Source organism: Nonomuraea sp. KM88 (assembly GCF_052245635.1).
Lineage (GTDB): Bacteria > Actinomycetota > Actinomycetes > Streptosporangiales > Streptosporangiaceae > Nonomuraea.
Genome location: NZ_JBQQCC010000005.1, coordinates 60904 through 87173 on the forward strand (window position 1 = coordinate 60904; position 26270 = coordinate 87173).

Sequence of the window (26270 nt, forward strand, 5' to 3'; positions counted from 1 at the left end):
CTGATTCCCGCCTGATCCCGTTCCGGCCGGGCCGCTCCACGCCGGGGCCGGGCCGCGTCGTCGAGACGCGGCGCGGCCCCGGCGGCATCCCCGTCCTGGACGCGATATGCGGGTGTTGTATACGCTTTCAGGAGGTTTTCCTGGTGCTCGAGGAGCCTATGGACAGACTCTCTGACGACGACCTGGCGCTGCTGCTCCTCATCCGGTCCTTCGAGCTGAAACTCCTCGAGCTCTTCGAGCGGGGCGAGCTCGACGGCACCACCCACACCTGTCTGGGGCAGGAGTACGTCCCCGTGTCCCTGCGCCCGCTCCTGCGCGAACCCGACTGGGTGTTCAGCAACCACCGCGGTCACGGGCACTACCTGGCCAGGTTCGGCGACCCCGAAGGGCTGCTCGCCGAGATCATGGGCAGGAAGGGCGCGGTCTGCGAGGGCGTCGGCGGCAGCCAGCACCTGCGGCGGGACCGTTACCTGTCGACCGGGGTGCAGGGCCAGAGCCTGCCCGTCGCCGCGGGGGTGGCGCTGCGGCTGAAGCGGCACGAGCCGGGCGCGCTGACGTGCGTGTACATCGGTGACGGCACGTGGGGCGAGGGCTCCGTGTACGAGGCCATGAACCTGGCGCAACTGTGGCGCCTGCCGCTGCTCGTCGTGGTCGAGCACAACGGCATCGCCCAGTCCACGCCGACGGCCCTCCAGATGGCGGGGACGATCGAGGGCCGGGCACGGGCGTTCGGCATCGGCCACCACCGCGTGGACCGGTTCGAGATCCCCCGCATCCGGGACGGCCTGGCGCCCCTGATCGAGTCCGTGCGCGCCGACCCCCGGCCCCTGGTCGTCGAGTTCGCCACCCACCGCCTCGGCCCCCACAGCAAGGGCGACGACACCCGCCCGCCCGGCTTCCCCCGCACCGACTGGTACGCCGCCTACCGGGCCGCCCACCCCGGCCAGGCGGCCCGGGTCGAAGCCGAGGCCCGCGCCCGCGTCGACGAGGTCGCCGCCGAGGTGACCGCCCGCCCACCGGCGGCCTGGACGGCGGCGTGAGCCCGGGGGAGCCCGCCGGGCGTCCGGGGCCCGCCGTCCAGCCGGTCGCGGACCGTGGCGGCGCCCGGGTGGGGGAGGACCTCAACCGCGCCCTCCACGGCCTTCTGGAGGACGACCCCTCTGTGTACGTCCTCGGCGAGGACCTGCTCGACCCCTACGGAGGCGCCTTCAAGATCACCAAGGGCCTGTCGACGCGTTTCCCCGACCGCGTCCTGACCACCCCGCTCAGCGAGGGGACCATCGTGGGGGCGGCCTCCGGGCTGGCCCTCGCGGGCGGCAAGGCGATCGCTGAGATCATGTTCGCCGACTTCGCCGCGCTCGCCTTCGACCAGATCCTCAACTTCGCCAGCAAGTCCGTCACCATGTACGGCGCCCGCGTCCCCATGCCGCTGGTGGTCCGCTGCCCCTCCGGAGGCCACCGCGGTTACGGCCCCACGCACAGCCAGAGCCCGCAGAAGCACTTCATCGGCATCCCCGGCCTGTCGCTGTTCGAGATGTCGCCGTTCCACGACAACCGGGCCGTCCTCGACCGCATGCTCGCGCTGGGGGAGCCGTGCCTGCTCTTCGAGGACAAGGTGCTCTACACGCGGCGCATGTATCCGCCGGGAGTGGCGGAGGAACTGTTCCGATGGGATCTCGTGGGCGATGTGGCGGTGGTGCGCCTCGACCCGCCGGTGACCGGCCCGGTGACCGGCCCGGTGACCGGCCCCGGTTCACCGCCGCTCGCCGGTGCTCCGGAGATCCCTCCCGGCGACCTCGACTACGTCGTCATCGTTCCCGGAGGGCTGGCCCACCGGGCGCTGGCGGCCATGCGAGCCCTGCTGCTCGGCCACGACCTGGCCGGCGTGATCCTGGTCCCCTCACGCCTGTACCCCTTCGACCCGGCGCCCCTTCTCGACCTGCTCGGGCGGGCGCCGCTGATCTGCGTCGCCGAGGACGGCAGCGCGGGCGGCACCTGGGGCGGCCACGTCGCCGCCGACCTGCACACCCGGCTCTGGGGGCGGCTCCGGCGGCCGGTCAAGCTGGTCAGCTCGGCCGACAGCGTCATCCCCACGGCCGCCCACCTGGAACGGGACGTGCTGGTGCAGGACAGCACGATCCGCCGCGCCGTACTGGAAGGGCTCGATGGTTGAGATCCGGGTGCCCAAGCTGAACTCCAACGACTCGGCGTACGTGCTGGTCGCCTGGCTGGCACCCGACGGGGCGGCGGTGCGCGCGGGCGAGGTGGTGGCCGAGGTGGAGACGTCGAAGACGGTGGAGGAGCTGGTCTGCGAGCACGACGGCGTTCTGACCCACCTGGCGCCGGCGGGCCGCGACATCGCCCCCGGCGACCCCATCGCCCGCCTCACCTCCCCGGCCGAAGCCCCTGGCCCGCCTCCTCGCCACCCGCCCGCGTCCGCCGCCGCGTCCGCCGTGCCCGCCGCCGTGCCCGCCGCCGTTCCGGTGGGCGCGGGGACCGGTGGCGGGCCGCTGGTCACCGCGCCCGCCCAGGCGCTCATCGACGAGCTGGGCATCGACCCGGAGCGGGTACGCGCGCTCCCGGTGAAGGTGGTGCGCCGCGCCGACGTCGAACGCCTGGCCGCCGCCGGCCCGCACGCGAGCCCGCCAGGCCGTGAAGGTGGTCTCGGCGGCGGCGAGCCCGGGCCGGTGACCGTCGACCGGGGCGCGCCCACGACCGGCGGTGGGAGCCCGCGGTCGTTGAGCGCGAACCAGCGGGCCGTGGGCAGGACCGTGAGCCTCTCGCACCGGACCGTGCCCGCCGCGTTCGCCGCCGTCAAGGTGGACGTGGGGGCGGCCGCCGCCGCGGCCCGCGACCTCACCCGGCGGCTGCGCATGCTGGTCGGGCTGCCCGACCTGCTGATCTCCGCCGTCGCCCGCCTGCACCACGACTTCCCGCTGTTCTTCGCCACCCTCGTGGACGAGGGCACCGCGAGGGTCCCGGACGCGCCGCACGTGGGCGTCACGATCGACCTCGGCACCGGCCTGTACGTCCCCGTCATCCGGGACGCGAACACGAAGTCCGTGACCGAGATCGCCGGGGAGCTGGGCGCGTACCGCAGGCTGGCGCAGCGCGGCGGGTTCAGGGAGGAGCAGCTGGCGGGCGGCAACATCGTCGTCACCCTGCACCACGACGCCGGCGTCGTCATGGCCGTGCCGATCATCTTCCCCGGCCAGGCGTGCGCCGTCGCCCTCACCTCCCCGCAGCCGGAGGGAGGGCGCACGGTGGCCGTGGTCGGCCTCTCGTACGACCACCGGCTGATCAACGGCAGGGACGCCGTGCTGTTCCTCCAGGCGCTCCAGGAGACGTTAGAGGGGACGCCGGCCGAGGGCCTGTAGGCCCACCAGGTCGTCGGGCAGGGCGTCGGCGCCGTCGTCGACCAGCGACGGCAGCCGGGAGCGCAGCGCGGCCAGCGCCAGCCCCGCCATCGCCACCGCGAACAGCACGTACATCAGCCCGACGCCGCGCCCCTCCCCGGTGCCCACCAGCGCGCCGGCCGTGGACGCGAGCGGCCCGTCCGGGGCCACCAGCGGGTCGAACACCGCCGCCCCGTACGGCGCCACGAGCCCGAACCCGAGCGGCAGCGTCGACCAGGCGATCAGCGTGTTCAGCGCGAAGACCCGGCCGTGGAACCGCTGCGGCACCTTCACCTGCACGATCGTGGCGTAGATGCCGTTGAGCAGCGTCAGCCACAACGACATCCCGAACGCGCCGACGCCGATCGTCACGAGATCCGCGCGCAAACCCGTGACCAGGCAGAACGCCGCCAGCGCGAGCGTGCACCAGAGCACCGCCCGCATGCGGTGCCGCCCCGGCCCGCCCCACACCGTCATGGCCAGGCCGCCGATCAGCACCCCGAGCCCCGACAGGAAGGAGATGCGTCCCACGTCCTGCAGTTCGGCGAACGAGAGCACCAGCGGCGAGAGCATGAGGAAGAGCGGCGACAGGAAGATGTTCAGCGCCGCGAAGAACAGCAACATCCGCCGGAAGCCGTGGTGGCCCCAGGAGTAACGGAACCCGGCGACCAGCTCGGCCACGACCGGTTCCTTGCGCCGCCACGCCAGCCTCGCGGGGAAGCGCACCAGCGACGTCACCACGATCGCGAACGCGTATCCTGCCACGTCCAGGATCAGGATGCCCTCCAGCCCGATGACGGCCATCAGCCCGACGGCGGCCAGCGGCACGAGCAGCTGCGTCATGCCCCCGGCCATCTGCACGATGCCGTTCGCGTGGCCGAGGTATCGCTTGGGGACGAGCTGCGGGATGGCGGAGCTGTACGCGAGGCGCTGGAAGGTGAGCGCCACGGACAACACCGCCAGCAGCGGGTAGACGTGCCAGGTCTGCAGGTTGCCCGTCCAGAGCAGGACGCCCAGCATGAGCTGGGTGCCCATGGCGGCGTAGTCGCCGGCGAGCATGACGGTGCGGCGGTCGTTCCTGTCGACCACGGCTCCCGCCAGCGGCGCCACCAGCATCCCCGGCACCAGGCCGATGACGGCGAGCAGGGCGAACTGGGCGAGTGAGCCCGTCGTCAGGTAGATCCAGATGGGGATGGCGAACTCGGTCAGGGCCGACCCCATGATCGAGATGAGCTGCCCGCTCACGACGCCGAGGAAGCGCCGCATACTCGGCTCCGGAGCCACCGCCCGCCCGCCGGGGCGGCCCGCCACTCCGGACCGCCCGCCTGCGCCGCCGGACCGCTCACAGGACCGCCCGCCGGCCTGCTCGCCAGGGTGCTCGCCGGAGTGCTCGCGGGCCGCGGGCCGGTGGCCGGGGTCCGTCCTGGACACCTCGCGCAGGCGCCAGTTGGGTCCTGACGTCTCGCCTCCCGAGGCCACGGCCCCGTGGACGCTGGTGACGATCTCGGCGAGCTCTTCCGCCCGATATTTCAGGAAAAAGTGGCCAGCCTCGTCCAGCTCCACCACGGCCGCCACCGGCGTCAGGAAGTGCCACTCCCTGAACCGTTCCTCGAAGTACTCGGTCGCCGGGTCCCGCTCACCCGCGACGCTGATGATCGGCGCCCGCAGCGGCGTCACGGAGCTCCGGAACAGGCCGGTGAAATACTCCTCTGCAGCCTCCGTGTCCTCGCGCATGTTCCTGATGATGTGCCGCGCCTGGCCCGGGTCGAGGTCGCTCATGTCGAGCCCCATCGACGTCAGCCAGTTGGCGTAGCTGCGGTCGCTGCGCATGTACTCGCGCCTGGCCAGCCGCGACAGGGCCGCCAGCACCCGGTTCCCCGGCTGGGCGAACGGGAAGATCGCCCCGATGTACACCGCTTCGAGCGACCGCCCCGCCGCCTCCAGCCGCCGCGCGATGGCCACGGTCAGCGCCGACCCGACCCCGCAGTGACCGTACAGGGCCAGCGGTCCCCGTACGTTCCGCAGGATCTCCTCCACGCAGCGCTCCGCCACCTCCTCCAGGGGCTGCGGGTCCTCGTCCAGGCCCACGTCGTGCCCGGGGATGGACACCGCCCACAACGCGTGCGTCGCCGGCAGGGCGTCCGCCAGCGGCTGGTACGCCACCGCCGCGCCGCCGCCGTACGGGACGCACACGTACGTGAGGTCGGCGGGCCCGGCCCGGCGCGGCGTCAGCTCGTGCAGGAGGGGGCGCGGCCCGGTGGCTCCGCTGTCGGCGTGGGCGGCCAGTTCCCTGACGGTCGGGTGCTTGAACAGGTCCACCACGGCGACCGGCGCCGAGCCCCGCGGCAGCTCCCTGCGTAACCGTGCCACGACCTTGATGGCGAGCAGCGAGTGCCCGCCGGCGTCGAAGAAGTCGTCGTCGATGCCGAAGTCCGCGCCGCCGAGCACGTCCGCCCAGACGGTGTGCACCAGGCGCTCGGTGCCGGTGCCCGGCTCGGCGCGTGCGCCGCCCGCGCCGTTGCCACACTCGCGGGCGGCGGCGCGGGCAGGCGGCGGCGCGGGCAGGCGGCGGCGGTCCACCTTGCCGTTGGCCGTGAGGGGCAGCCGGTCGAGCGGGATGAAACGGGTGGGGATCATGTACGCGGGCAGGGTCTCGACGAGGTGCGTCCGCAGCCGCACCGGGTCGGGGCCGGCGCCGACCACGTACGCGACGAGCTGCGCGCCGTTGCCCTCCCCGTCGGTGGTCACCACGCACTCGGCGACGTCCGGGTGACGGGCGAGGTGGGTCTCGATCTCGCCGAGCTCGATCCGGTAGCCGCGGATCTTGACCTGGGCGTCGGCCCTGCCGAGGAACTCGATGGTGCCGTCGCCGGTGTAGCGGCCCAGGTCGCCGGTCCGGTAGAGGCGCTCGCCGGTGCGCGGAAGGGTGACGAAGGAGGCGGCCGTCCTGTCCGGGTCGCGCCAGTAGCCGGTGGCGACGCCCGCGCCGCCGATGTACAGCTCGCCGGGCACGCCCACGGGGACGTCCCGCAGGCCGGGGCTGAGGATGTGGAAGGTCTGGTTGGCCAGCGGGCGGCCGTACGGGATGGACGTCCAGGACGGGTCCACCGCGCCGATCGGGTAGGAGATGGACCAGATCGAGCCCTCGGTGGCGCCGCCCAGGCTGACGACCTCCGCGTCAGGGGCGAGCGCGCGGATGCGGTCCGGCAGGGTCAGCGGGATCCAGTCGCCCGAGAGCAGCACCAGGCGCAGCGAGCCGAGGTCGGTCCCCTCGTGCTCGGCGTGGTCGACGAGCAGCTCCATCAGGGCGGGCACGGAGTTCCAGACGGTGACGCGCTCCTCGGCGACCAGGCGGGCCCACGCGGCCGGGTCCTTGTCGCCCGACGGGTCGCCCATCACGAGGGTGGCTCCGGCCGCGAGGGCGCCGTAGACGTCGTACACGGACAGGTCGAAGCTGAGCGCCGACAGGGCGAGGAACCGGTCGGCGGGGCCGATCCGGTAGCGGTGGTTGAGGTCGCGCACGGTGTTGACGGCGGCCTGGTGCTCGATCACCACGCCCTTGGGGGCGCCGGTCGAGCCCGAGGTGAAGATCACGTACGCGAGGTCGCCGGGCGTGGCCGGGTTGTCCAGCGGGTCGCCGCAGGCGTCCGGGACGGTGAGGCGGGTCAGGCCGGCCGGCCAGGCGAGGCCGAGCCACGGCTGGGTGACGGCGATCTCGCACCCGCCGCGCTCGATGAGCTCGAACCGCCGCTGGTCGGGCAGGTCGGCGTCGACCGGCAGGTACGCGGCCCCGGCCAGGTTGATCGCCAGGACGGCGGCGACCTGCTCCCAGCCGCGCTCCATCACCACCGCCACGAGCCGCCCGGGGCCGGCGCCGGCGCTCACCAGCTCGGCGGCCAGCGCGCGGGCCCGCCCGAGCAGCTCGGCGTAGGTCAGCGCGCCGCCGGGGTGGACCACGGCGACGGCGCCGCAGTCACGGGCCGGGTCCGTCAGCAGCCCGGGCGGGCCCAGGTCGGCCGCGGTGTCGTTCCAGCGCCGCCGCTCCTCCCGCTCGGCGGCGGTCAGCAGGTCGAGCTCCGCCACCGGCGTCTCCGGTGCGTCGGCCACCTGGGCCAGCAGCGTGGCCAGGTGCCCCGCCATGCGCTCGACCCGCCAGGCCGAGAACAGCGCGGTGTTGTAGACGAACAGGAACGACCCGTCGCCTCCGGTGTAGAGCTCCAGGTCGAACCGGGTCGCCCAGCGTCCCGGCTCGAACCCCTCCAGCGCCAGCGCCCCCGCCTCCGGCTCGCCGCCGTAGTTCTGCATGGCGAGGATCACCTGGAACACCGGCGGGCGCGACGGCTCCCGCGCCACGTTCAGCTCCGACACCAGCCGCTCGAACGGCACCTCCTGGTGCGTGTACGCGTCGGTGGCCGTGTCGCGCACCCGGCGCAGCAGTTCCGCGAACGTCGGCTCGCCCGACAGGTCCACCCGCATCGCCAGCATGTTGACGAAGCACCCGATCAGCCCCTCCAGCTCCGGCACCATCCGGCCGGCGACGGGAGAGCCGATCGTCACGTCCCGCTGGCCCGCGTACCGGCCGAGCAGCACCGCGAACGCCGCCAGCAGCACCATGTACGGCGTCGCGCCGTGCTCGCGCCCCACCCGGTCGAGCCGCCCGGCCAGCTCCGCGCCGACGGAGAAATGGTGCGCCGCCCCCGCGTGGGTCAGCTCGGGAGGGCGCGGCGCGTCGGTGGGCAGCTCCAGCGGCTCCAGCCCGGCCAGCCGCTCCCGCCAGTACTCCACGTCGCCGCCGGGCCGGTCCCGCTGCCAGGCGGCGAAGTCCCCGTAGCTCACGGGCAGGCCGGGCACCGGCTCCCCGCCGCAGAGCGCCACGATCTCGCGCAGCAGCACGTTCGCCGACCAGCCGTCGGCCGCGATGTGGTGCACGGCGATGGCCAGCACGTGGTCGTCGGCGGCCAGCCGCACCAGCAGCGCCCTGATGACCGGCCCCGACGCCAGGTCGAACGGCTCGGCCAGGAACGGGCCCACCAGTTCCCTGGCGGCCGCGGCCGACTCCGCGTCCGCGACGGCCAGGGGCGCCGCCGCCTCCCGCGCGACCAGCACGGACGGCTCCCCGTCAGGGCCCGTGGGGAACGTCGTGCGCAGCGGCTGGTGCCGGGACACGATCCGCTCCAGCGCCGCCTCCAGCGCGTCCGCGGTGAGCGGGCCGCGCACCCGCCGCACCAGGGGGATGGTGTGCGCCGGGCTGCCGGGGGCGTACTGCTCCATGAACCACAGCCGCTCCTGCGCGTACGACAGCGGCGGCGCCTGCCCGGGCGGCAGCGCGGGGATCGACGGCCCGGCCGGCGGGCGGCGCCTGCGCAGCCGCTGGGTCAGCAGCGCCCGCTGCGCCTCGCTCAGTTCCGTCATGGACCCTCCCGATCCAGCAGGCTCCTCGCCTGCTCGTCGGACAGCACCGCCACCTCGGCGGCCAGCGCCTCCTCGACGGCGACGGCCAGCGCGGCCACGGTACGGCGGTCGAACAGGGTGCGGATCGGCAGGTCCACGCCCGCCAGGGCGCGCAGCCTGGCGGCCACCCTGATCGCGAGCAGCGAGTGGCCGCCGAGCGCGAAGAAGTCGTCGAAGGCACCGATCTTGCCGGCGCCGAGCACCTCCGCCCACACGTCCGCGACCAGCTCCTCCGCGTCGGTGCGCGGCGGCACGCCGCCGCCCTCGGCAGGCCCTGGCAGGGGCAGCGCGCGCCTGTCCAGCTTGCCGTTGCGGGTGAGGGGGAGGGCGTCCAGCACGACCCAGCGGGTGGGGACGAGGTGCGGGGGAAGCCTGCGGGCGACGTACTCGGCGGGCTCGGGCGCGTACCCGCAGGACGTGCCGGGGACGACGTAGGCGACGAGGTCGCCGTCCCTGGCCAGCACCGCGGCCTGGCGCACGTCCGGATGGCCGAGGAGGCAGTGCTCGACCTCGCCGGGCTCGATCCGGAACCCGCGCACCTTCACCTGGTCGTCCAGCCGCCCGAGGAACTCCAGCTGCCCGTCCCGCCGCAGGCGCACCCGGTCGCCGGTCCTGAAAACGCGGCCGCCCGGCCCGCCGGCGAAACGCGGGTCGTACCCACCGAGGTAGCCGCGGGCCACGCCGGGCCCGCCGACGTGCAGCTCGCCCGGCGCGCCAGGAGGCACCGGGCTTCCGTACGCGTCGAGCACCCTGACCGTGGTCGCCCGGACCGGCCGGCCGATGGGCGGGCGCGGGTCGCCGCCGCGCAACTCCGCGGCCGTGGCGATGATCGTCGTCTCGGTCGGCCCGTACGTGTTGACCAGCCGCACCCGGTCGCCGAACCGCTCCCGCCAGCGCTCCACCGCCCCGGCCCGCACCTGCTCGCCGCCGAGGATCACCAGGCGCAGCCGTTCGGGCCAGGACACCTCGTCGATCATGCCCACCAGGTGGTGGAAGTAGGCGGTCGGCAGGTCGAGCACGGTGACGTCGGGCCGTCCGGCGAGCAGCTCCGGCAGGGCGGCTCCGCCACCGGGCAGCAGCTCGACCGTGGCGCCCGCCGCCAGCGCCGGGTAGATCTCCTCCGCGTGGGTGTCGAAGCCGAGCGCGGCCAGCTGGACGACGCGGTCACCGGGACGCAGGCCGTAGACGGCCCGCATCCACCGGACCCGCTCGGCCAGCCCGGCGTGCTCGACCACGACGCCCTTCGGCGCGCCGGTCGATCCCGAGGTGTAGAGGACGTACGCGGCCCCGCCGCAGTGTTCGCACGCCGCCCCGTCGCGGTGGTCGCGGGCCGGGCCGCCGGAGGTTTCGTGCACCGCCCCGCCCGCTTCACCCCGCGGCGCGACGTGGGGTCCTCGCGCGGGGCCGTCCTCGATGACGAGGCCGTCCGTGACGACGAGGGACGCCACGGAGGCCATGGCGCGTAGGCGCTCCTCCGGGCAGGCGGGATCCAGCGGGAGGTAGGCGGCGCCGGCCCGCCATATCGCCAGCATGGCCACGACCGCGTCGACGGAGCCGCCGGCCATCCGCAGCCCCACCGCGCCCCCCGCCCCCCGCCCGGCCAGCTGCCCGGCCAGCCGGGCCACGCGCCGTTCCAGGCCGGCGTACGTGACGGCGGCCTGGCCGCAGCTCAGGGCCACCCGGTCCGGGTACGCCGCCACCGCCTGCGCGATCAACTCCGGCACCCGGGCCGCGGGATCGGGGCCGTCCCCGCCCGCGGCCGCCCAGCCGGGCGGAGGGCAGCTCGCCGTCTCGATCAGCGCCTCGTCGGCGGCCGTGAGCACCGGCAGGCGCGACAGCGGCGCGTGCCGGTTGCGGGCGTCGGCCACCCCGCGCAGCAGCACCTCGAACCGCGCCGCCAGCCCGGCCACCGTCGCCGCGTCGAACAGCCCGGCGTCGTACCCGAACGCCACCCGCAACCGCCCGGGCGCCCGCCACGCCTCCACGGTCAGGTCGAACTTCGCCTGCCGGTACCCGTCGTCGAAGAACGACATCCGCAGGTCGCCCAGCCGGTCCCGCGCCCCGTCGCGACCGGCGAGGTCGGCCGCCTGGCCGTTCAGCGCGAACAGGGTCTGGAACATCGGCTTCCTGGTGATGTCCCGCTCCACGTCCAGCTCCGCCAGCAGCTGCTCGAAGGGCACGTCCTGGTACGCCATCGCGTCCAGGACCGTGCCGCGCGTGCGGGCCAGCAGCTCCTCCAGCGTCGGGTCACCCGACAGGTCGCCCCTCAGCACCAGCGTGGTGCTGAGGTAACCGACGAGCGGCTCCAGCTCCACCCGGTTCCGCCCCGCCGTGGGCGAGCCCACCAGCACGTCGTCCTGCCTGGTGTGCCGCGACAGCAGGAGCTGGTACGTGGCCAGCAGCACCATGAACAACGTGACCTGATGCCGGCGCGCCGTCGCCTCCAGCGCGGCCAGCAGGTCGCCGGGCACGTCCAGCAGGTGGACGCCGCCGCGCGAGGGCTCCGCGCCGTGCGGCCGGTCGGTGGGCAGGTCCAGCGCCGTCGGGTCGGCGAGCTGGGCCCGCCAGTACTCCAGCGCCTCCCCGGTGTCCTGCTCCCGCTGCCAGAGGGCCACGTCCCCGTGCTGCACGGCCAGGGCGGGCAGCCCCGGCGGGCCCGACCTGACGGTGCCCGACCCTCCGGACGGGGCCGCTCCGGACGGGGCCGTTTCGTGGAGGGCCGCTTCGTACAGGGCCGCGAGGTCGTCCAGGAGGACGGTGATCGACCAGCCGTCCGCGACGATGTGGTGGAGCACCACGCACAGCACATGGTCGTCGGGGCCGAGCCGGATCAGGGAGACGCGCAGCGGCGGCGCCGCACCGAGATCCAGCGGCGCGTTGGTGCGGGCGGCGACCAGCGCGCGGGCCTCGTCCTCGTCGCGGGCGCCGAGCCGTTCGACGCGGACGGGCGAGGGGCGCTCGACGACGGCCACCGGCCGGCCGTCCACCTCGGGGAAGCGGGTTCGCAGCGACTCGTGCCTGGCGACCACCCCGGTCAGCGCCCGCCGCAGCGCCTCCTCGTGGAGCGGGCCCCGGAGCCTGCGCACGACGTACATGTTGTACGAGGCGTCGCCGGGATCGAGCCGGTGCAGGAACCACAGGCGTTCCTGGGCGGGGGAGAGCGGCGGCAGCGTGCCCGCGGGGCGGGGCAGCAGCGGCCTGCCCGGCGCGTCCTGCTGTTCGTCCAGCGTCGCGGCGAACCCGGCCACGGTCGGGTGCGCGAACAATGCCCGCAGCGGCGCGGGCGTGCCCGCGGCCGCCAGCCGGGCGATGACCCGGGTCGCCAGCAGCGAGTGGCCGCCGAGCGCGAAGAAGTCGTCGCCGGCGCCGAGGTCGCCGGTGCCGAGCACCTCGGCGAAGATCCGCGCCACCTGCCGTTCCCTGGCGGTGGCCGGCCGCCTGCCCCGCCCCGCCGCGGGACGCGACGGGGCGGGCAGCGCCTGCCGGTCCACCTTGCCGTTCGGGGTCAGCGGCAGCGCGTCCAGCGCCACGACCGCCGAAGGCACCATGTACGCCGGCAGCCACTCCGCCGCCCGATCCAGCAGGTCGCCGGGAGCGCCGGGCGCGACGTAGGCCACGAGCACGTCGTCCCGCGCCACCACGGCGGCCTCGCGCACCCGCGGATGCCGCAGCAGCGTGGCCTCGATCTCGCCGGGTTCGACGCGGTGGCCCCGCACCTTGACCTGGCCGTCGTCCCGTCCGAGGAACTCGAGGGTGCCGTCGCCGAGCCACCGGACCCGGTCGCCCGTCCGGTACCGGCCGCCCTCGAACGGCTCCGGCGGCTCCCCGGGCCCGCGCAGGTAGCCGAGGGCGACCCCCGCCCCGCCGATGACGAGCTCTCCCGGCACGCCGACCGGCGCCGGCGACCCCCACCGGTCGAGCACCTGGACGGTCGTGTTGGCCAGGGGCCTGCCGATGCTGATTCGCCCGGGTGACTCGGGCACCTCCCAGGCGGTCGACCAGATCGTGGTCTCCGTCGGCCCGTACATGTTGAACAGCCGCCGCGCCCGCCGCCGCAGCCTTCCGGCCAGCGCGAGCGGCAGCGCCTCGCCTCCGGCCAGCGCGACCAGCCCGGCCGGGTCCAGGCCGCCGGCCAGCAACATGCTCCACCCGGACGGCGTCGCCTGCACGTGCGTCACCCCGGACCGGGCGACCAGCCCGGCCAGCGCCACGCCGTCCCGCGCGGCGGCGTCGCCGGCCAGCACCAGCCGCCCGCCCGTCACCAGCGGCAGGTACAGCTCCAGTCCCGCGATGTCGAACGACAGCGACGTGCTGCCCAGCCACGCGTCCCCCGGGCCGGATCCGAGCAGGTCCGCCATCCCGGCCAGCAGGTTGACCAGCGCGGAATGCGGCACGGCCACCCCCTTCGGCACCCCGGTGGACCCCGACGTGTGCAACACGTAGGCGGCCGCGCCAGGCCCGGGACCGGCCTCCGGCGCTCCGCCGCCCGGCCCCGTCCCGGCCGGAGCGCCGCCCGGCATCGTGCCGGCCGGCGCGGTCAGGGGCAGCGTCCTGATGTGCTCGGGGAGCGGGGCCGACGGGCCGGCGAGCGCCACGCGTACCCCCGCCCGATCCAGCATCCCGGCGACCCGCGCCGCCGGCAGCGCCGGGTCCACCGGCAGGTAGGCGGCCCCCGCCAGCATGACGCCGAGGAGCGTCCCCGGCAGGTCGGCGGTGCGGGGCAGGCACACCGCCACCACCGACCCCGGCCCGGCCCCGCACGCCCGCAACTCCCCGGCGACCGCCCGCGCCCGCGCCGCGACCTCGGCGTACGTGCGCCGCACCCCGCCGTGCTCCCCGCTGTGTTCCCCGTCGCACTCGACGGCCACCGCGTCCGGCCGCGCCCGCGCCTGCCGCAGGAAGAGGTCCACCACGGTGCCGTCAGGCACGGCGAGCGCGGTGGCGTTCCAGGTCGTGACGACCAGCTCGCGCTCTCCGGACGGCAGCACGTCGAGCTCGGACAGCCGCGCCTCCGGGCGGCCCGCGACCGAGGCGAGCAGCGTGCGGAAACGGGCGGCCAGCCGGTCGGCGGACGCCTGGTCGAACAGGTCCGCGCTGTAGACGAACGCGCCGTGCAGCCCGTCGCCGTCGGGCCACAGGTCCACCCGCAGGTCCACCATGGCGGGCGGCACCCCGTGCGGGAACGGCGTGCTCTCCAGGCCCGCGAACGTCGCCGCCTCGCCGTAGCCGACCGCCGCGTTGTGCAGCCCGAACATGGTCTGGAACAGCGGCGTGCGGCTGAGGTCGCGGTCGATGTCGAGCGCGGACAGCACCCGCTCGACGGGCGTCTCGCCGTGCGCCATCGCCTCCAGCACGGTACGCCGGGTCCTGCGCAGCAGCTCGGTGAACGGCGGATCGCCCGACACATCGCCCCGGAGCACCAGAGTGGAGGCGAACAGCCCCACCATCGGCTCCAGCTCCGGCCGGGCCCGCCCGGCGGTGGGCGTGCCGACCAGGATGTCCTCCTGCCCGGTGTGCCGGGCCAGCAGCGCCTGGTAGGCGGCCAGCAGCACCATGAACAGCGTGCAGCGCCCGGCCCGCGCCAGCCGCCGCAGCCCACCCATCAGCGCCGGGTCGAGGTCGAAGTGCGACTCGCCGCCCCTGCTGCCGCGACGGGCCGGGCGCGGGCGGTCGGCGGGCAGGTCCAGCGGGGTGGCGCCGGCGAGCTTGCCCGTCCAGTAGCCGACGTCGGCGTCCGCGGCCCGCTGCGCGCCGGCGTACCCGGCGTACGTCACCGGTAGCTCGGGCAGCGCGGCCGGCGTGCCGTGGACCCGGGCGGCGTAGCACCTGGCCAGGTCGTCCATGAGCACGTTGAGCGACCAGCCGTCGCCGATGATGTGGTGCAGCACGACGCAGAGCACGTGGTCGCCGCCGGCCAGCCGGATCAGCGTGATCCGCAGGGGCGGCGCGGCGCCCAGCTCGAAAGGGGTGTTCGCGCGTTCCTCGCACAGCCGCTCGGCCTGCTCGGGCGTCGCGAGCTCGACCAGCTCGACGGGTACGCGACCCGGCGGGTCGACCACGGCGACAGGCTGCCCGTCGGCCTCGGGGAACCTGGTGCGCAGCGCCTCGTGCCTGGCCGCCACGTCGGCGAACGCGCCGGTCAGCGCCCCGGCGTCGAGCGGGCCGCGCAGCCGGCGCGCGACGACCACCCGGTAGGCGGGGTCGGCCGGGTCGAGCCGCTGCAGGAACCAGAGCCGCTCCTGCCCGAAAGAGATCATGCGCGCAGCTCGCTCACCGCCGCCGCCACCCCGGTGACCGTGGGATCGTCGAGGAACACGTCGAACGGCACCTCCACGCCGAGCCGTTTCCTGATCCTGGCGCTGATCTGGGTGATGGTGAGCGAGTGGCCGCCCAGGTCGTACAGGTCCTCGTCGGGGGCGACGTCGTCGATCCGCAGGACCTCCATCCAGATGAGCCGTACCTGCTCGACCAGTTCGCCGTCCACCGCCTCCGTCTCCCGCGCCGGCGCGGGCGGGCCGCCGGAGCCGGCGGCGACCGGCGGCGGGGCGGCGGGCCGCGCGCGAGCCGGCGCCAGAGCTGTCAGGGGCACGTCGGGGCCGGCGCTCGCGGCGGCCAGCACGGCCCTCAGGTCCTCGCCCGCCGCCTCCACGTCCCGCGCGGACACGAGGTCCGGGCTGTAGTGCAGGGTGAGCCGGAGCCCGTCGTCGCCGTCCACGGCCTGCAGGTGCAGCACGTTCCTGACCGTGCGGCTCGACATCTTCCACTCGGCCGACGTCCGCAGGCCGGGGAAGACCACGTTCGCCGCCCGCCGCCGGAAACTGATCGACACCGGCGCCAGCGCGGGCCGCGGCCTCACCCCGCCCGCGGCGCGGGCCGCGGGGACGTCGCGGAAGCGGTTCAGCTCGCGCACCTCCGCCCTGAGGGCGTGGGCGAGCTCCCTGAACGTGGTGTCCGGCTTGGGGGCGGAGTAGACGGGCAGCTCGGTGGCGAACAGACCGATGTGGTCCCGCGTCCCCGCCTGCCGGGTGGACATGGCGATGGCGACCGCGACCTCCGCGTTGCCGTAGGAGTACAGCAGGCCGTGCACGGCGGCGAGGAACGCCTCGAACCGCGTGACCCCGGCCGCCTGCGCCGCGGCCATCTCGCCGGTCAGGTCGAGCAGGACCTCCTCGGCGCGGCCCGCCGTCCCCACGGTCCTGACCGTCCCGCCGATCACCACCTCGGACGCGTCCCGCCAGCGGGCCCGCCAGTACGCGGAGGCCTCCGGCGGGATCGCGGGCGGCGCACCGTACGGCATGGGCAGCGGCGGCGGCGCCTCGCCCGCGTAGGCGGCCGCCAGGTCGCGCGTCAGCAGGTCCTTGGACATGCCGTCGAACACCAGGTGGTGCCCGACGAACAGCAGCACGTGCCGTTCCCTGCTCACCTCGGCCAGCGTGAACCGCGCCAGCGGCCCGCGCCCGAGGTCGAACGGCCGCGCGATCTCGGTGCGCAGCAGGTGCCCCGGATCCGGCGCGGTCGTGAACACCACGGGCGGCCGACCGGCGGCCGGCACGAGGTGCAGCTCGCCGTCGCGCTGCTCGAACGCGCACCTCAGCACCGGATGGCGGTCGACGACCGCCTCGCACGCCCGCACCATCGCCTCCCGGTCGAGCGGCCCGTCGAACCAGAGGGCGAACGGCATGTGGTACGCCGTCCCGGTGCCGTGCAGCACCTCGGTGATCCACATGCCGTGCTGCGCCTGCGATGCCAGGACCATGTTCACTCCTCTGCCAGACGGCGCAGTTCCCGCTTGATGACCTTGCCCGCGGCGTTCCTCGGCAGGACGTCGAGGCAGAGCAGCTTCGACGGCAGCGCGTGCCCGGCCAACCGGCCGCCGAGGAAGGACCGCACGTCGCTGAGCGCCAGCGGCTCGCGGGCCACCACCGCCGCGGCCACCGCCGTGCCCATCACCGGGTGCGGCACGCCGAAGACCGACGCGTCCGCCACCGCGGGATGCTCGTGCAGCGCGGTCTCGACCTGCAGCGTCGAGACCTTGAACGCGCCCGACTTGATCACGTCGCCGTCGCGGTCGACGAGGTACAGGTAGCCCTCGTCGTCGAGGTAGCCCAAGTCGCCCATGCGCACCCAGCCGTCCTGGAAGGCGTCGTCCCGCTCGCCGTAGTAGGCGCGGGGGTGGTCGGCCGCGCGCAGCCACACCTCGCCGGTGGTCCCGGCGGGTACGGGTTCGCCCGCAGGGCCGGCGATCCTGAGCCGCGACCCGCCCGCGGCGCGGCCGAGGGAGCCGGGCCGGTCGCCGTCGTAGATCATGATGGTCTGGGCGGGCGCCGCCTCCGTGGAGGTGTAGTAGTTGGCCACGGTCGCGTTGGGGAACGCGCTGGTGAGCTCGGCGGCCACGGCCGGCGGGAGCGCGGCGGCGGCCGAGCCGAGCAGCAGCACGCTCGACAGGTCGTGGCGGTCCTGCACGCGGGCGTTGAGCAGTTCGATCGCCATCGCGGGCACCACGAAGCAGGTGCCGGCCGCGTGCTCCTCGATCAGGGCGGCGAAACGGGACGGGGTGAACACCGGCAGCGTGACCACCGTGGGGGCCGCGGTGAGCGCGTGGAGCAACATCACCTGGCCGGCGTTCGTACCGATCGGGAAGGCGTGCACCAGATGCCGGGAATGGGCGAACGGGCGGCGCTTGGGGTGCACCGTCGGTGAGGTCAGGTTGGCGTGGGTTGCGGCCACGCCCTTGGGCCGGCCGGTGGTGCCGGAGGTGTAGAGGATCTGGGCGAGCGAGAGCGGGTCGAGCGCGGGCGGAGGCGGCGCTTCCGAGGGGCGTGACAGCTGCTCGAAGGCGATGACGGCGGGCCCCGCCGGCGGCTCGCGCAGCGCGTCGCGGCCGTGCACCACCGCGGCGGCGCCGCAGTGCCCGATCATGTACGCCTGCTCGGGAGGGGCCGCCCGGTCCGGCAGCGGCACCGCCACGCCGCCCGCTTTCAGCACGGCCATCCAACTCACCGCGTAGTCCAGCCAGTCCTGGCCGCCGAACACCAGCGCCACCCGATCACCCTGGAGGGGCCCCGGCAGCCCGCGGGCGGCGGCGGTGGAGCGCTCGTCCCATTCGCGCAGGGTCAGGGCTCCCTGGCCGGCGACGACGAGCGCTTCGTGCTCGGGTTCGGTGGCTGCTCGGGACGACAGGAGTTCGGGGACTGGAAGGGCCGACGGAACCACCCCCAGAATTTTTTTCGTCGTGCCGCTTGACGCTAGAAAAAATGCACAAAGGCGTCAAGCCCTCACCTTCTGGCGCTTGCCGACATCTGGTCACGCGTGACACACTCGCCGCGGATTCCCCGATCACGGAGGGTTCGCCAGGTGCAGATGGATGGAGAGCTCCGCGAGCGGCTCGCCGGCATGATCGTCAAGGCCACGGACGGCGCCGTCGACCCGGCCGAGGTGATGGCCGGGCGGACCCGGCTGAGCGATCTCGGCGTCACCTCGCTCGCCTACCTGCGGCTGATCGACGCGGTGGAGGCCGAGTTCGGGGTGCAGCTCGAACCCGCCACCCTGGACGGCCTCGACGAGCTGGTGGACTACGTACGGCTGCACGGCTGACCCGCCCGGGCATGGCTGAACCGGTCGGCGCGCCGCTCACCGCGCCCCTCGCCGCGCCGTTGACCGTGCCGCTCACCTGGGGCCAGCAGGACATCTGGCGGGCCGTCCGCGCGGCCGAGCCGCAGGACCACTACCTGACCATCGGCCGCGTGTTCGACGCGCCCAGGAAGCGGCCCGTCACCGTGGAGCGCGCCGCCCAGGCCCTCGACCGGCTGGTCGCCCGGCACGAGTCCCTGCGCACCCGGCTCGCCGGACCGCGCGACGCGCCGCTGCAGCGGATCTTCCCCGAGGCGCGGCCCGCCTTCGAGGTGACCGGGGACGAGCCGGCCCAGCAGGTGTGCGACCGGCTGGCCGCCGTGCCGTTCCGGTACGAGCAGGAGTGGCCGCTGCGGGTGGCGTTCGTGACGGAGGGAGCACACGTACGCCAGGTCGTCCTGGTCCTCAGCCACCTCGCCGCCGACGGCCACGCGGCCGACCTCGTCGTCAAGGACTTCCGGCTGCTCCTGCTGCGCGACTCCCTGCCGCCCCCGCAGGGCCCGACCCCCAGGGAACTGGCCGCCTGGCAGGGCTCGGCCGAGGGCCTGCGTCTGTCGCGCGAGACCATCGCCGCCTGGCTCGCCGAGCACGCCCGCCTCGACCCGGTCCCGCCGCCGTCCCACCCGCCAGGCCGGCCCCGGTTCGTGGAGGTCACCCTCCGCTCGCCCGCCCTCGACGCCGCCGCGCAGGACGTCGCCGCCCGCAACCGGGTCAGCTCCTCGACCGTGCTGCTGGCGGCCGTGATGCGGCTGGCCGGCGGGCTCACCGGGCAGCGGTTCCACGGGATGCGGGTGATCGTGAACAACCGGTTCGCGGCCGGCCGCCGCGACGTGGTGGGCACGATCTCGCAGGAGGCGCTCGTGGTGCTCGACCTCCGTACGGAGTCGTTCGACGCGCTGGTACGCCAGGCGTGGGGGAGCGCGCTGCGCGCCTACCGGCTGGCCCAGTACGACCCGTGCGCGATGGCGGAGGCGGTCGGCGCCGCCGGGCCGGGGATCAGGTCGTTCGGCTGCTTCAACGACCAGCGGCTCGTGCAGGAGGACGGCGCGCCGCGCGAGCCCGTACCAGGAGTGGCGGAGGTGGCCAGGACGGACGCGATGGACCGCAACATCTGCGACTTCCGCGTGCACGTCGGCGGCGAGCCAGGCCGGATGGAGGTGTCGTGCTACGCCGACACCGCGCTGCTGCCGCCGCCGGGGGCCGAGCGCTATCTGCTCGACCTGGAGAAGCTGGTCGTGGGGGAGGCCCGCTCATGAGCCTGTACGCCACGGCGACGTCGTGCGCGCAGGGCGAGGCACTGCGTTTCCGCCTGCTCGACGAGGGCGGCGGGCCGATCAGGGTGGAGGACGTGCCGTCCGGGCGGACCGTCCTGGAAGGCGCCGCCGCGCCCGGGCCGGGCTGGACGCTGAAGGTGGGGGCGGACTGGCCCAGCTCGCTCTACCGAGCCGTCTACCATGAAACTCCAGCATATTTCGTCGTACGCAGTGTTATGCCCGCTTCGCCGATTCTGGTGTCGATCCCGTTCCCCACCTGGGAGGCGTACAACCGGCCCGGCGTCCCCGGCGAGGGCCTCTACCAGTCGGAGCAGCCCGACCGCGCCGTCAAGGTCACCTTCGACCGGCCGGGAGCCGGGCCGCAGATCGAGGAGTGGGAGCTGGGCCTGCTCCGCTGGCTCGCGCCGGCCGGCTACACCGTCGACTACTGCTCGGCCCTCGACCTGCACGGCGCCCCCGCCCGTCCTGCCCTCGACCGCCCTGACCTCGCCCCTCGCGAGGGCCCCGGCCCGCATGGGGGTCCTGACCTGCTGAGCCGCTACCGGCTGCTGGTCGTCAACGGGCACGACGAGTACTGGTCGTGGGAGATGCGGGACGCGGCCGAGGAGTTCGCCCGCCGCGGCGGCAACATCGCCATCTTCTCCGGCAACACCTGCTGGTGGCAGGTCCGTTTCGAGGACGACCTGCGGACCATGGTCTGCTACCGCGACGCCGTCGCCGACCCGATGGCCGCCACCGACCCTGGCCGCGTCACCGTCGAATGGCCCAGCGAGCCCGTCAACCGCCCGGAGAACCTCCTGACCGGCCTGTCCTTCAGGAACGGCGCCGGCTGCTGGGTCGACTCGCGCGTCATGGCCGAGGAGTCCTACACCGTCCGCTTCGCCGGGCACTGGGTGTTCGAGGGCGCCGGGCTGGCCGACGGCGACACGTTCGGGCGGGGGGCGATCGGTTACGAGACGGACGCCGCCGACCTCGACTGGGTGGACGGCGTCCCCCGGGCCTCCGGCCGCGACGGCGCGCCTGCGTCGCTCGTCGTGCTCGCCACCGCCGACCTCGCCCACTGGCGCCGCTACGGCAGGGCCGGGGCGGCCACCATGAGCGTGCACCGCCTCGGCGCGGGCACCGTCTTCAACGCGGGCACCATCAACTGGGGCAACACCCTGCACGACCCGGCACTGGCCCGGATCACCCGCAACGTCCTCGACCGCCTCTCCCAACCTCCGCCCGGACCCACCTGGGAACCGATCGGCCCCACCCCCGCCGTGCCCGCCCCGCGCGCCGGTGGCGTCCGGGCGCTGGTGTGTTGTGAGGGCCGGCTTTTCGCCGCCTGCGCGGACGGCACGCTCGCGTACCGGGACATCTCCGGCCAGAACCTTCCGTGGCGAACGATCGACGAGACGGACGCGATCGCCCTGGCCGCTCCGAGGGAGGCGCACGGCGGCCCGCCCGCCGGTCTCTACGGCGTCGCCCCCGACGCGACGATCCGCTACCGAGACCCCGTGCCGGGTCCCGCACCCTGGCAGGACGTCGGCCGGGCACCTGAGGGCACCACCGGACTCGCCGCCGCCGACGAAGCGTTGTTCGCCGTCACCACCGCGAACGAGCTCTGGCACCTCCCCATCCGGCGGCTCCCCGCACACGACTGGACCCTGATCGGCCCGGCACCCGGCGCAACGATCGGCCCGGAGATCGGCGCAGAGATCGGCGCAGAGAGCGGCCCGGAGAGCGGCCCGGAGAGCGGCCCGGAGAGCGGCACAGTGGTCGGTTCGGCAACCCTGGCCGCGATGAACGGCAGGTTGTTCGGCGTCGCCGGCGACCGTGTCCTCACCAGATCGGTGAGCCGCCACGAAACCCCATGGGCGGATCTCGGCCCCGCGGCCGGACAGACCGTCCTCGCCGCCGCGTCCGGCCGCCTCATCGGCACGGGCCCCGGCGGCACTCTCCGCTGGCGGCCGATCGCATGAACGGGACCGGGCGCGCGGCCGGTGGTGGTCCGCGGGTGACGGCCGGGCGCGGGTGCTCTGCGGGGCCGGGTCAGGCGCGGTCGCTCTCGTACGCCAGCCACTGCGCGAAGGTGTGCAGCCCGTAGTCCAGCGTCACCTCGGCCCGCCAGCCCAGCTCCACACCTGCCCGCTCCACGTTGACCAGCGGCCCGCCGGGACTCTCCGACGTCTCCATGCGGACCGGCCGCACCGCCTTGGACACCGCCTCGGCCAGTTCCCGCATGCGCCACCGCCGCCGCCCCGCGACGTTGTACACCCGCCCCGCGACCCCGTTCTCCAGCGCCGCAAGGACCGCCTGAGCCACGTCCCGGACGTGCACGAGCTGCACGGGAGGGCCGTCGACGGGCGCCGGACGGTTGAGCGACGAGCGCAGCACCAGCTCCGCCACGGCCCCTCGCTGGGGCATGCCGGGCCCGTACGGCTCGCCGAGCCGCAGCACCACGGAGCCCGGGGCGGCCGACTCGACGGCGCTGAGGGCCCGGGCCAGGGGTGTGGCCGCCGGGTCGACAGGCGTCTCCTCGTCCACCCACTTCCGCGCCGGATAGACGCGGCACGAGCTCAGCAGCACCCCGCCACGGCCGCCCGCGAAGGCGGCGCGGGCCAGCCGTACCTCCTCCTCGGGGTCCGCGTCCGCGTCCCAGCCGAGCGCGCAGACGTGCACCACGACGCCGGCGTCGCCCCCGCCGCCCCCGGACAGGCGGAAGCCCCGGTCGGCCAGCGCGTCCGCCACGTGCTGCCGGACGAACGTCGCCGCGCCGCTCACGGCCACCCCGACGCGCTCCAGGGCGGCGGGCGGTGTGCGGGCGGTGGCCGGGAGCGGCCGGGGTCCGCGCGCGGCCGGCGCGCGGGAAAGCCCCGCTTCGAGGCCCGCCCGGGCGACGTCATGCATCTCCGGCCACAGCCGGGCGAGCTCGCGCGCCCCGAGCTCGTGGCAGAGCCCGCCGGGGCCCATGGTGGCCAGCGCCTCGTCCACGACCCGCGCGTCCCCGCGCGGCCCGCGGTGGACGACCCCCATCGTGTACGCCGCCAGCCACAGCGGGAAGTGCGGCCCGGCACCTGCCTGGTTCCGCAGCGGGCCCGCGTCGATCCCGAGGCCCGCCAGGTAGTCGTCGCAGCGTAGGTCCCGCCACCGGCCGGTCTCCGGCACGCGTACCGCGCACTGGGCCACGCCGCGCTTGAAGAACGGGATCACCGGCAGCCGGTCGAGCACCCGCTCCTCGCCCGCGCCGGCCGGCGGGTCGTCGGCGAAGAAGCACGGGGAGCGGCGCACCCCCTGGAAGTCGTTCTCCACCAGGCTGGCCAGGTCCTCGTGCTCGGCCAGGCTCGGCACCGCCACGTACACCGGCACGCCGGCCTGGCGCAGGTAGCGGCCCATGAGCACGTCGTCCGGCCAGGTCCCGCCCCGGTCCCCGGCCCATTCCACGTATCCCGCGGCGACGTGCCTGGGCAGCAGCAGCGCGGCCACCGGTGTGTACTCGCCCGCCCCGCGCACCCAGCGTGCCCCGGCCAGCGCGCCCATCCGCACGGCGGCGCCGTTGCGCGAGTTCCAGAACGCGAACAGGGCCAGCGCGGCGCCCGGCATGGCGCGCGCGGCGCGCTCGGCGCGCTCGAAGAACCGGTCGGACAGGGCCATGTCGTCGTGCAGCAGCACGTGGTGGGTGGCGTGCTCGGGGATGCTCGACCAGGCCAGCAGGGAGGTGCGGAACGCCGAGGGCGTGCCCGCGGGATCGGGGTCGGTCACGACGTCCAGGACGTCCCCGGCCAGCCGGGCGGCCGCCTCCCTGCGCCGGGGATGCGCCATCACCGCACCGGTCAGCCGCACCGTGGACGGCTTCAGGTGCCCAGGCATGTGCCGACCGCGAGCTCGTCCGACTCCAGCAGGCCGAGGGCGTCGCGCCGGTCGCCGCCCTCCCACTGGACCTCGCGTACCACCAGCAGCCCCGACCCGCACGCCACCAGCATCCCGCCGGTGCCGGTCGACCAGACGGGCGCGAGCACCGTGCCCGGGTGCTCCGCCCCCGCTCCCGGCCCGCCGTGCTCGATGAGGTCGGCGCTGTGCACGTACAGCCGCCGCCCCGCCACGGACGTGAACGCGCCCGGATAGGGGGCGGCCAGCGCGCGCACCCAGTCGTAGAGGTCGGAGGCGGGCCGCGACCAGTCGATCACCCCGTCGTCCGGCCGCCGTTTCTCCCACCACGACCCGCCGGGCTCCTGCGGCCGCGCCACCACCCGCCCGTCCAGCAGCAGCGGGATGTACGTCGCCAGCAGGTCGATGTTGATCTCGGTGACCTTGCGGTACACCGCGGTGACGTCGTCGCGCCGGCTGACGGTGAACTCCCGCTGCGCGATCAGGTCACCGGTGTCGGCGCCCTCGTCCAGGAAGAAGAGGCTGACTGCGCTCGTGGTGAGCCGCTTGATGATCGTCCAGGGCAGCGCGGCCCGTCCCCGCCCCTCGGGCAGCCGGGTGGGGTGCAGGCCGATCGACCCCCTCGGGCAGGCCGACAGCAGCGGCTCGCGGACGAGCTGCGACCATCCGGCGATGACGAACAGGTCCATGTCCTTGACCCGCTCGTAGGCCTGCCCGTCGTTGATGTCGTCCGTCTCCAGGAGCGGGATGCCGTGCTTGTCCGACGCCTCGCGCAGCGGCGCGTATCCGGAGCGGTGGCTGAGCCGCGGCGGGTAGCCGATCAGCAGCGACGGCGGCGTGCCCTGCGCGACCAGCACGTCCACGGCCGGGGCGGCGAACTCCATGCCGGTGGCGAACGCGAACGTCTTCACAGGACCTCCCTCAGCACCCCGAACGCCTCGGCGTGGGCGACGCCGATCTCCGCCCCGCGCAGCGTGGCCAGCGCCGTCACCGACTCCTCGCTCCTGATGTGCGGCGAGGGCCGGTGCTGGCTCTTGTAGCCGCGCAACGCGTCGAGCTTGCGCCGCAGGTGGGGGCCGATGTCGCAGTACGCCGTCGAGCGCGGGATCGGCTCCGAGGCCCACTGGATCTTCGACATCTCGTACATGAACACGTTGGGCACCAGCCACTTGCCGAACTGCGGCGCGATCGGCCGGGCCGCGGCGAAGGCGGCGTGGAACACCGCGCAGTGGTCCTGGTCGTAGTCGGCGAAGCTGGGCAGCAGCAGCAGGTCGGGCCGCCGCTCGTTGAGCGCCTGCTCGAACAGGTCGACCAGTTCCCTGCGCGGCAGCGTGTCGAGCCGTTCGGTCAGCCCGCGGTCCCCGTACGCGATCTCGTACGTGAAGCCGAGCACGTCGCGCACGTTCTCGATCTCGTCCAGGCGCTGGCGGTAGGTGGTGGCCCCGTCGAGCCCGTAGTGGCGCATGCCGTCCACGGCCAGGTACAGGACGTGCACCTCGGCTCCGGCGTCGGCCTGCGCCGCCATCAGGCCGCCGCAGCCCAGAACCTCGTCGTCGGCGTGGGGGGAGATCACCAAGACGCGGTCAAAGCGGCGCATTCACTGCCCTTCGGTCCTCTCTGGCACGGTAGTAGTCGGCGGTGCTCAGGATCAGCTCGTCGAGCGGGATCCGGGGCCGCCAGCCCAGGTCGGTGGCCGCCCTGAGCGCGGGGATCTTGTGGAACGACTCGGCCTCCGCGTAGTGGGGGCCGTGCACGCTCCTGCCGTCCACCCTGACGATGGGGGAGGGGCTGGCGAGCAGGCTCTTGACGCGTTGCGCCAGGTCCATGATGGTGACGGCGTTGGCGGGGTTGCCGACGTTGATGATGACCTCGTCGCCCTGCAGCGCCAGGTCCATGTAGCCGGTGAGGAAGCCCGTCAGGTCGCCCGCCGCGATGAACGCCCTGATCTGGTCACCGCCCGCGAAGACGGTGATGGGCCGCCCGGCCAGCGCTTGCTGCACGAACGTCGGCATCACGAACCCGCCGGCCCGAGACTGCCGCGTCCCGGCCACGTTGAACGGCCGGATGACGATCCCGCGCAACCCGTGCCGGCGGCTGTTGCAGACCATCGCCTCGGCGAGGGTCTTGGCGACCGCGTACTCGATGCGCGTGTTGTACTGCGTCGGGACGACGATGTCGTCCTTCTCGTCCAGGACGCCGCTGCGGCCGTACACCTCGGCGGAGCTGAACACGCACAGCGGCGTCCCCGCGTTCATGCATGCTTCGATGACCGGCGCGGTGCTCCCGATGATGTCGTGGCCGAGCCGTCCCGCCCGTGACAGGATGCTGGCCGGGCCCACGTAGGAGGCGGCGTGGATGACCCGGTCCACGCCCGCGAAGTCGCCGCCCGCGGCCAGGTAGTCCTCGACGCGCTCCCTGATGACGGCGCATCGGGGGTCGGCGTCGTAGTCCTCGCCGTCGATGACCGCGCCGGCGTTCGAGTCGATGATCCGTACGCGGTGGCCGGCCGCGAGGTAGGCGTCCACGAGATGAGAGCCGATGAAACCGAGACCGCCGGTGATGACGACTTCGCCACCTGGTGCTCGCACGGACCCGCCTTTCCCGCTCGAGGAAAACGGTCACACGGGGCTATGTAGCCCCTTTGTCATCT

At 74.6% G+C, this 26270-nt stretch carries 14 protein-coding genes; 6 read left to right on the forward strand and 8 right to left on the reverse strand.

From position 1 onward, the window contains the following. Positions 1 to 158: 158 nt before the first annotated feature. The 3 genes from ACTWPV_RS16935 to ACTWPV_RS16945 are packed head-to-tail and all read left to right on the forward strand — an operon-like array spanning position 159 to position 3377. The gene (locus ACTWPV_RS16935; protein ID WP_443152490.1) at positions 159 to 1040 is read left to right on the forward strand and encodes a thiamine pyrophosphate-dependent dehydrogenase E1 component subunit alpha; all 882 of its coding nucleotides are present in this window, start codon (positions 159 to 161) and stop codon (positions 1038 to 1040) included. Next, positions 1037 to 2173, forward strand: a complete 1137-nt coding sequence (locus ACTWPV_RS16940) for an alpha-ketoacid dehydrogenase subunit beta (protein WP_443152491.1) — start codon at positions 1037 to 1039, stop codon at positions 2171 to 2173. Before ACTWPV_RS16935 ends, ACTWPV_RS16940 begins: the two co-directional genes overlap by 4 nt. Next, complete coding sequence (locus tag ACTWPV_RS16945) at positions 2166 to 3377, forward strand: 2-oxo acid dehydrogenase subunit E2 (protein WP_443152492.1); 1212 nt, start codon at positions 2166 to 2168, stop codon at positions 3375 to 3377. The genes ACTWPV_RS16940 and ACTWPV_RS16945 overlap by 8 nt, the downstream gene beginning before the upstream one ends. Here ACTWPV_RS16945 and ACTWPV_RS16950 read toward each other — a convergent pair. The 4 genes from ACTWPV_RS16950 to ACTWPV_RS16965 are packed head-to-tail and all read right to left on the reverse strand — an operon-like array spanning position 3348 to position 18059. Beyond that, complete coding sequence (locus tag ACTWPV_RS16950; RefSeq protein ID WP_443152493.1) at positions 3348 to 8807, reverse strand: non-ribosomal peptide synthetase/MFS transporter; 5460 nt, start codon at positions 8805 to 8807, stop codon at positions 3348 to 3350. The two genes, ACTWPV_RS16945 and ACTWPV_RS16950, sit on opposite strands and share 30 nt — an antisense overlap. Continuing rightward, positions 8804 to 15103, reverse strand: a complete 6300-nt coding sequence (locus ACTWPV_RS16955) for an amino acid adenylation domain-containing protein (RefSeq protein WP_443152494.1) — start codon at positions 15101 to 15103, stop codon at positions 8804 to 8806. The genes ACTWPV_RS16950 and ACTWPV_RS16955 overlap by 4 nt, the downstream gene beginning before the upstream one ends. Then, complete coding sequence (locus tag ACTWPV_RS16960; RefSeq protein WP_443152495.1) at positions 15100 to 16602, reverse strand: condensation domain-containing protein; 1503 nt, start codon at positions 16600 to 16602, stop codon at positions 15100 to 15102. Before ACTWPV_RS16960 ends, ACTWPV_RS16955 begins: the two co-directional genes overlap by 4 nt. A gap of 2 nt (positions 16603 to 16604) precedes the next feature. Beyond that, the gene (locus ACTWPV_RS16965) at positions 16605 to 18059 is read right to left on the reverse strand and encodes an AMP-binding protein (RefSeq protein WP_443152496.1); all 1455 of its coding nucleotides are present in this window, start codon (positions 18057 to 18059) and stop codon (positions 16605 to 16607) included. A 147-nt stretch (positions 18060 to 18206) separates the two neighbouring features. Between ACTWPV_RS16965 and ACTWPV_RS16970 the strand changes: the two genes are divergently transcribed. Genes ACTWPV_RS16970 through ACTWPV_RS16980 form a run of 3 tightly spaced genes read left to right on the forward strand, consistent with a single transcriptional unit; the run spans position 18207 to position 21714 of the window. Then, positions 18207 to 18440 (forward strand): acyl carrier protein, encoded by a 234-nt coding sequence (locus ACTWPV_RS16970; RefSeq protein ID WP_347619463.1) that lies wholly within the window; start codon positions 18207 to 18209, stop codon positions 18438 to 18440. Positions 18441 to 18451: 11 nt separating this feature from the next. Beyond that, positions 18452 to 19732 (forward strand): condensation domain-containing protein, encoded by a 1281-nt coding sequence (locus ACTWPV_RS16975; RefSeq protein WP_443152497.1) that lies wholly within the window; start codon positions 18452 to 18454, stop codon positions 19730 to 19732. Next, the gene (locus ACTWPV_RS16980) at positions 19729 to 21714 is read left to right on the forward strand and encodes a N,N-dimethylformamidase beta subunit family domain-containing protein (protein ID WP_443152498.1); all 1986 of its coding nucleotides are present in this window, start codon (positions 19729 to 19731) and stop codon (positions 21712 to 21714) included. Before ACTWPV_RS16975 ends, ACTWPV_RS16980 begins: the two co-directional genes overlap by 4 nt. A 70-nt stretch (positions 21715 to 21784) precedes the next feature. On the opposite strand, the gene ACTWPV_RS16985 is transcribed toward ACTWPV_RS16980, so the two are convergent. The 4 genes from ACTWPV_RS16985 to ACTWPV_RS17000 are packed head-to-tail and all read right to left on the reverse strand — an operon-like array spanning position 21785 to position 26208. Beyond that, entirely contained in the window at positions 21785 to 23602 is a 1818-nt protein-coding gene (locus tag ACTWPV_RS16985) for an NAD-dependent epimerase/dehydratase family protein (RefSeq protein WP_443152499.1), read from the reverse strand. After that, positions 23587 to 24531 (reverse strand): methionyl-tRNA formyltransferase, encoded by a 945-nt coding sequence (locus ACTWPV_RS16990; RefSeq protein WP_443152500.1) that lies wholly within the window; start codon positions 24529 to 24531, stop codon positions 23587 to 23589. Before ACTWPV_RS16990 ends, ACTWPV_RS16985 begins: the two co-directional genes overlap by 16 nt. Then, positions 24528 to 25217, reverse strand: a complete 690-nt coding sequence (locus tag ACTWPV_RS16995) for a PIG-L deacetylase family protein (RefSeq protein WP_347644898.1) — start codon at positions 25215 to 25217, stop codon at positions 24528 to 24530. The genes ACTWPV_RS16990 and ACTWPV_RS16995 overlap by 4 nt, the downstream gene beginning before the upstream one ends. Continuing rightward, positions 25204 to 26208, reverse strand: coding sequence for an NAD-dependent epimerase/dehydratase family protein (locus tag ACTWPV_RS17000; RefSeq protein WP_347644899.1), 1005 nt, complete (start codon positions 26206 to 26208; stop codon positions 25204 to 25206). Before ACTWPV_RS17000 ends, ACTWPV_RS16995 begins: the two co-directional genes overlap by 14 nt. Positions 26209 to 26270 lie beyond the last annotated feature (62 nt).

Bases quoted from the DNA above. Each gene is read 5' to 3' on its own strand.
- ACTWPV_RS16935 (WP_443152490.1), top strand. From the start codon at position 159: ATGGACAGACTCTCTGACGACGACCTGGCGCTGCTGCTCCTCATCCGG.
- ACTWPV_RS16945 (WP_443152492.1), top strand. From the start codon at position 2,166: ATGGTTGAGATCCGGGTGCCCAAGCTGAACTCCAACGACTCGGCGTAC.
- ACTWPV_RS16950 (WP_443152493.1), bottom strand. From the start codon at position 8,807: ATGACGGAACTGAGCGAGGCGCAGCGGGCGCTGCTGACCCAGCGGCTG.
- ACTWPV_RS16955 (WP_443152494.1), bottom strand. From the start codon at position 15,103: ATGATCTCTTTCGGGCAGGAGCGGCTCTGGTTCCTGCAGCGGCTCGAC.
- ACTWPV_RS16960 (WP_443152495.1), bottom strand. From the start codon at position 16,602: ATGGTCCTGGCATCGCAGGCGCAGCACGGCATGTGGATCACCGAGGTG.
- ACTWPV_RS16970 (WP_347619463.1), top strand. From the start codon at position 18,207: ATGGATGGAGAGCTCCGCGAGCGGCTCGCCGGCATGATCGTCAAGGCC.
- ACTWPV_RS16975 (WP_443152497.1), top strand. From the start codon at position 18,452: ATGGCTGAACCGGTCGGCGCGCCGCTCACCGCGCCCCTCGCCGCGCCG.
- ACTWPV_RS16980 (WP_443152498.1), top strand. From the start codon at position 19,729: ATGAGCCTGTACGCCACGGCGACGTCGTGCGCGCAGGGCGAGGCACTG.
- ACTWPV_RS16985 (WP_443152499.1), bottom strand. From the start codon at position 23,602: ATGCCTGGGCACCTGAAGCCGTCCACGGTGCGGCTGACCGGTGCGGTG.
- ACTWPV_RS16995 (WP_347644898.1), bottom strand. From the start codon at position 25,217: ATGCGCCGCTTTGACCGCGTCTTGGTGATCTCCCCCCACGCCGACGAC.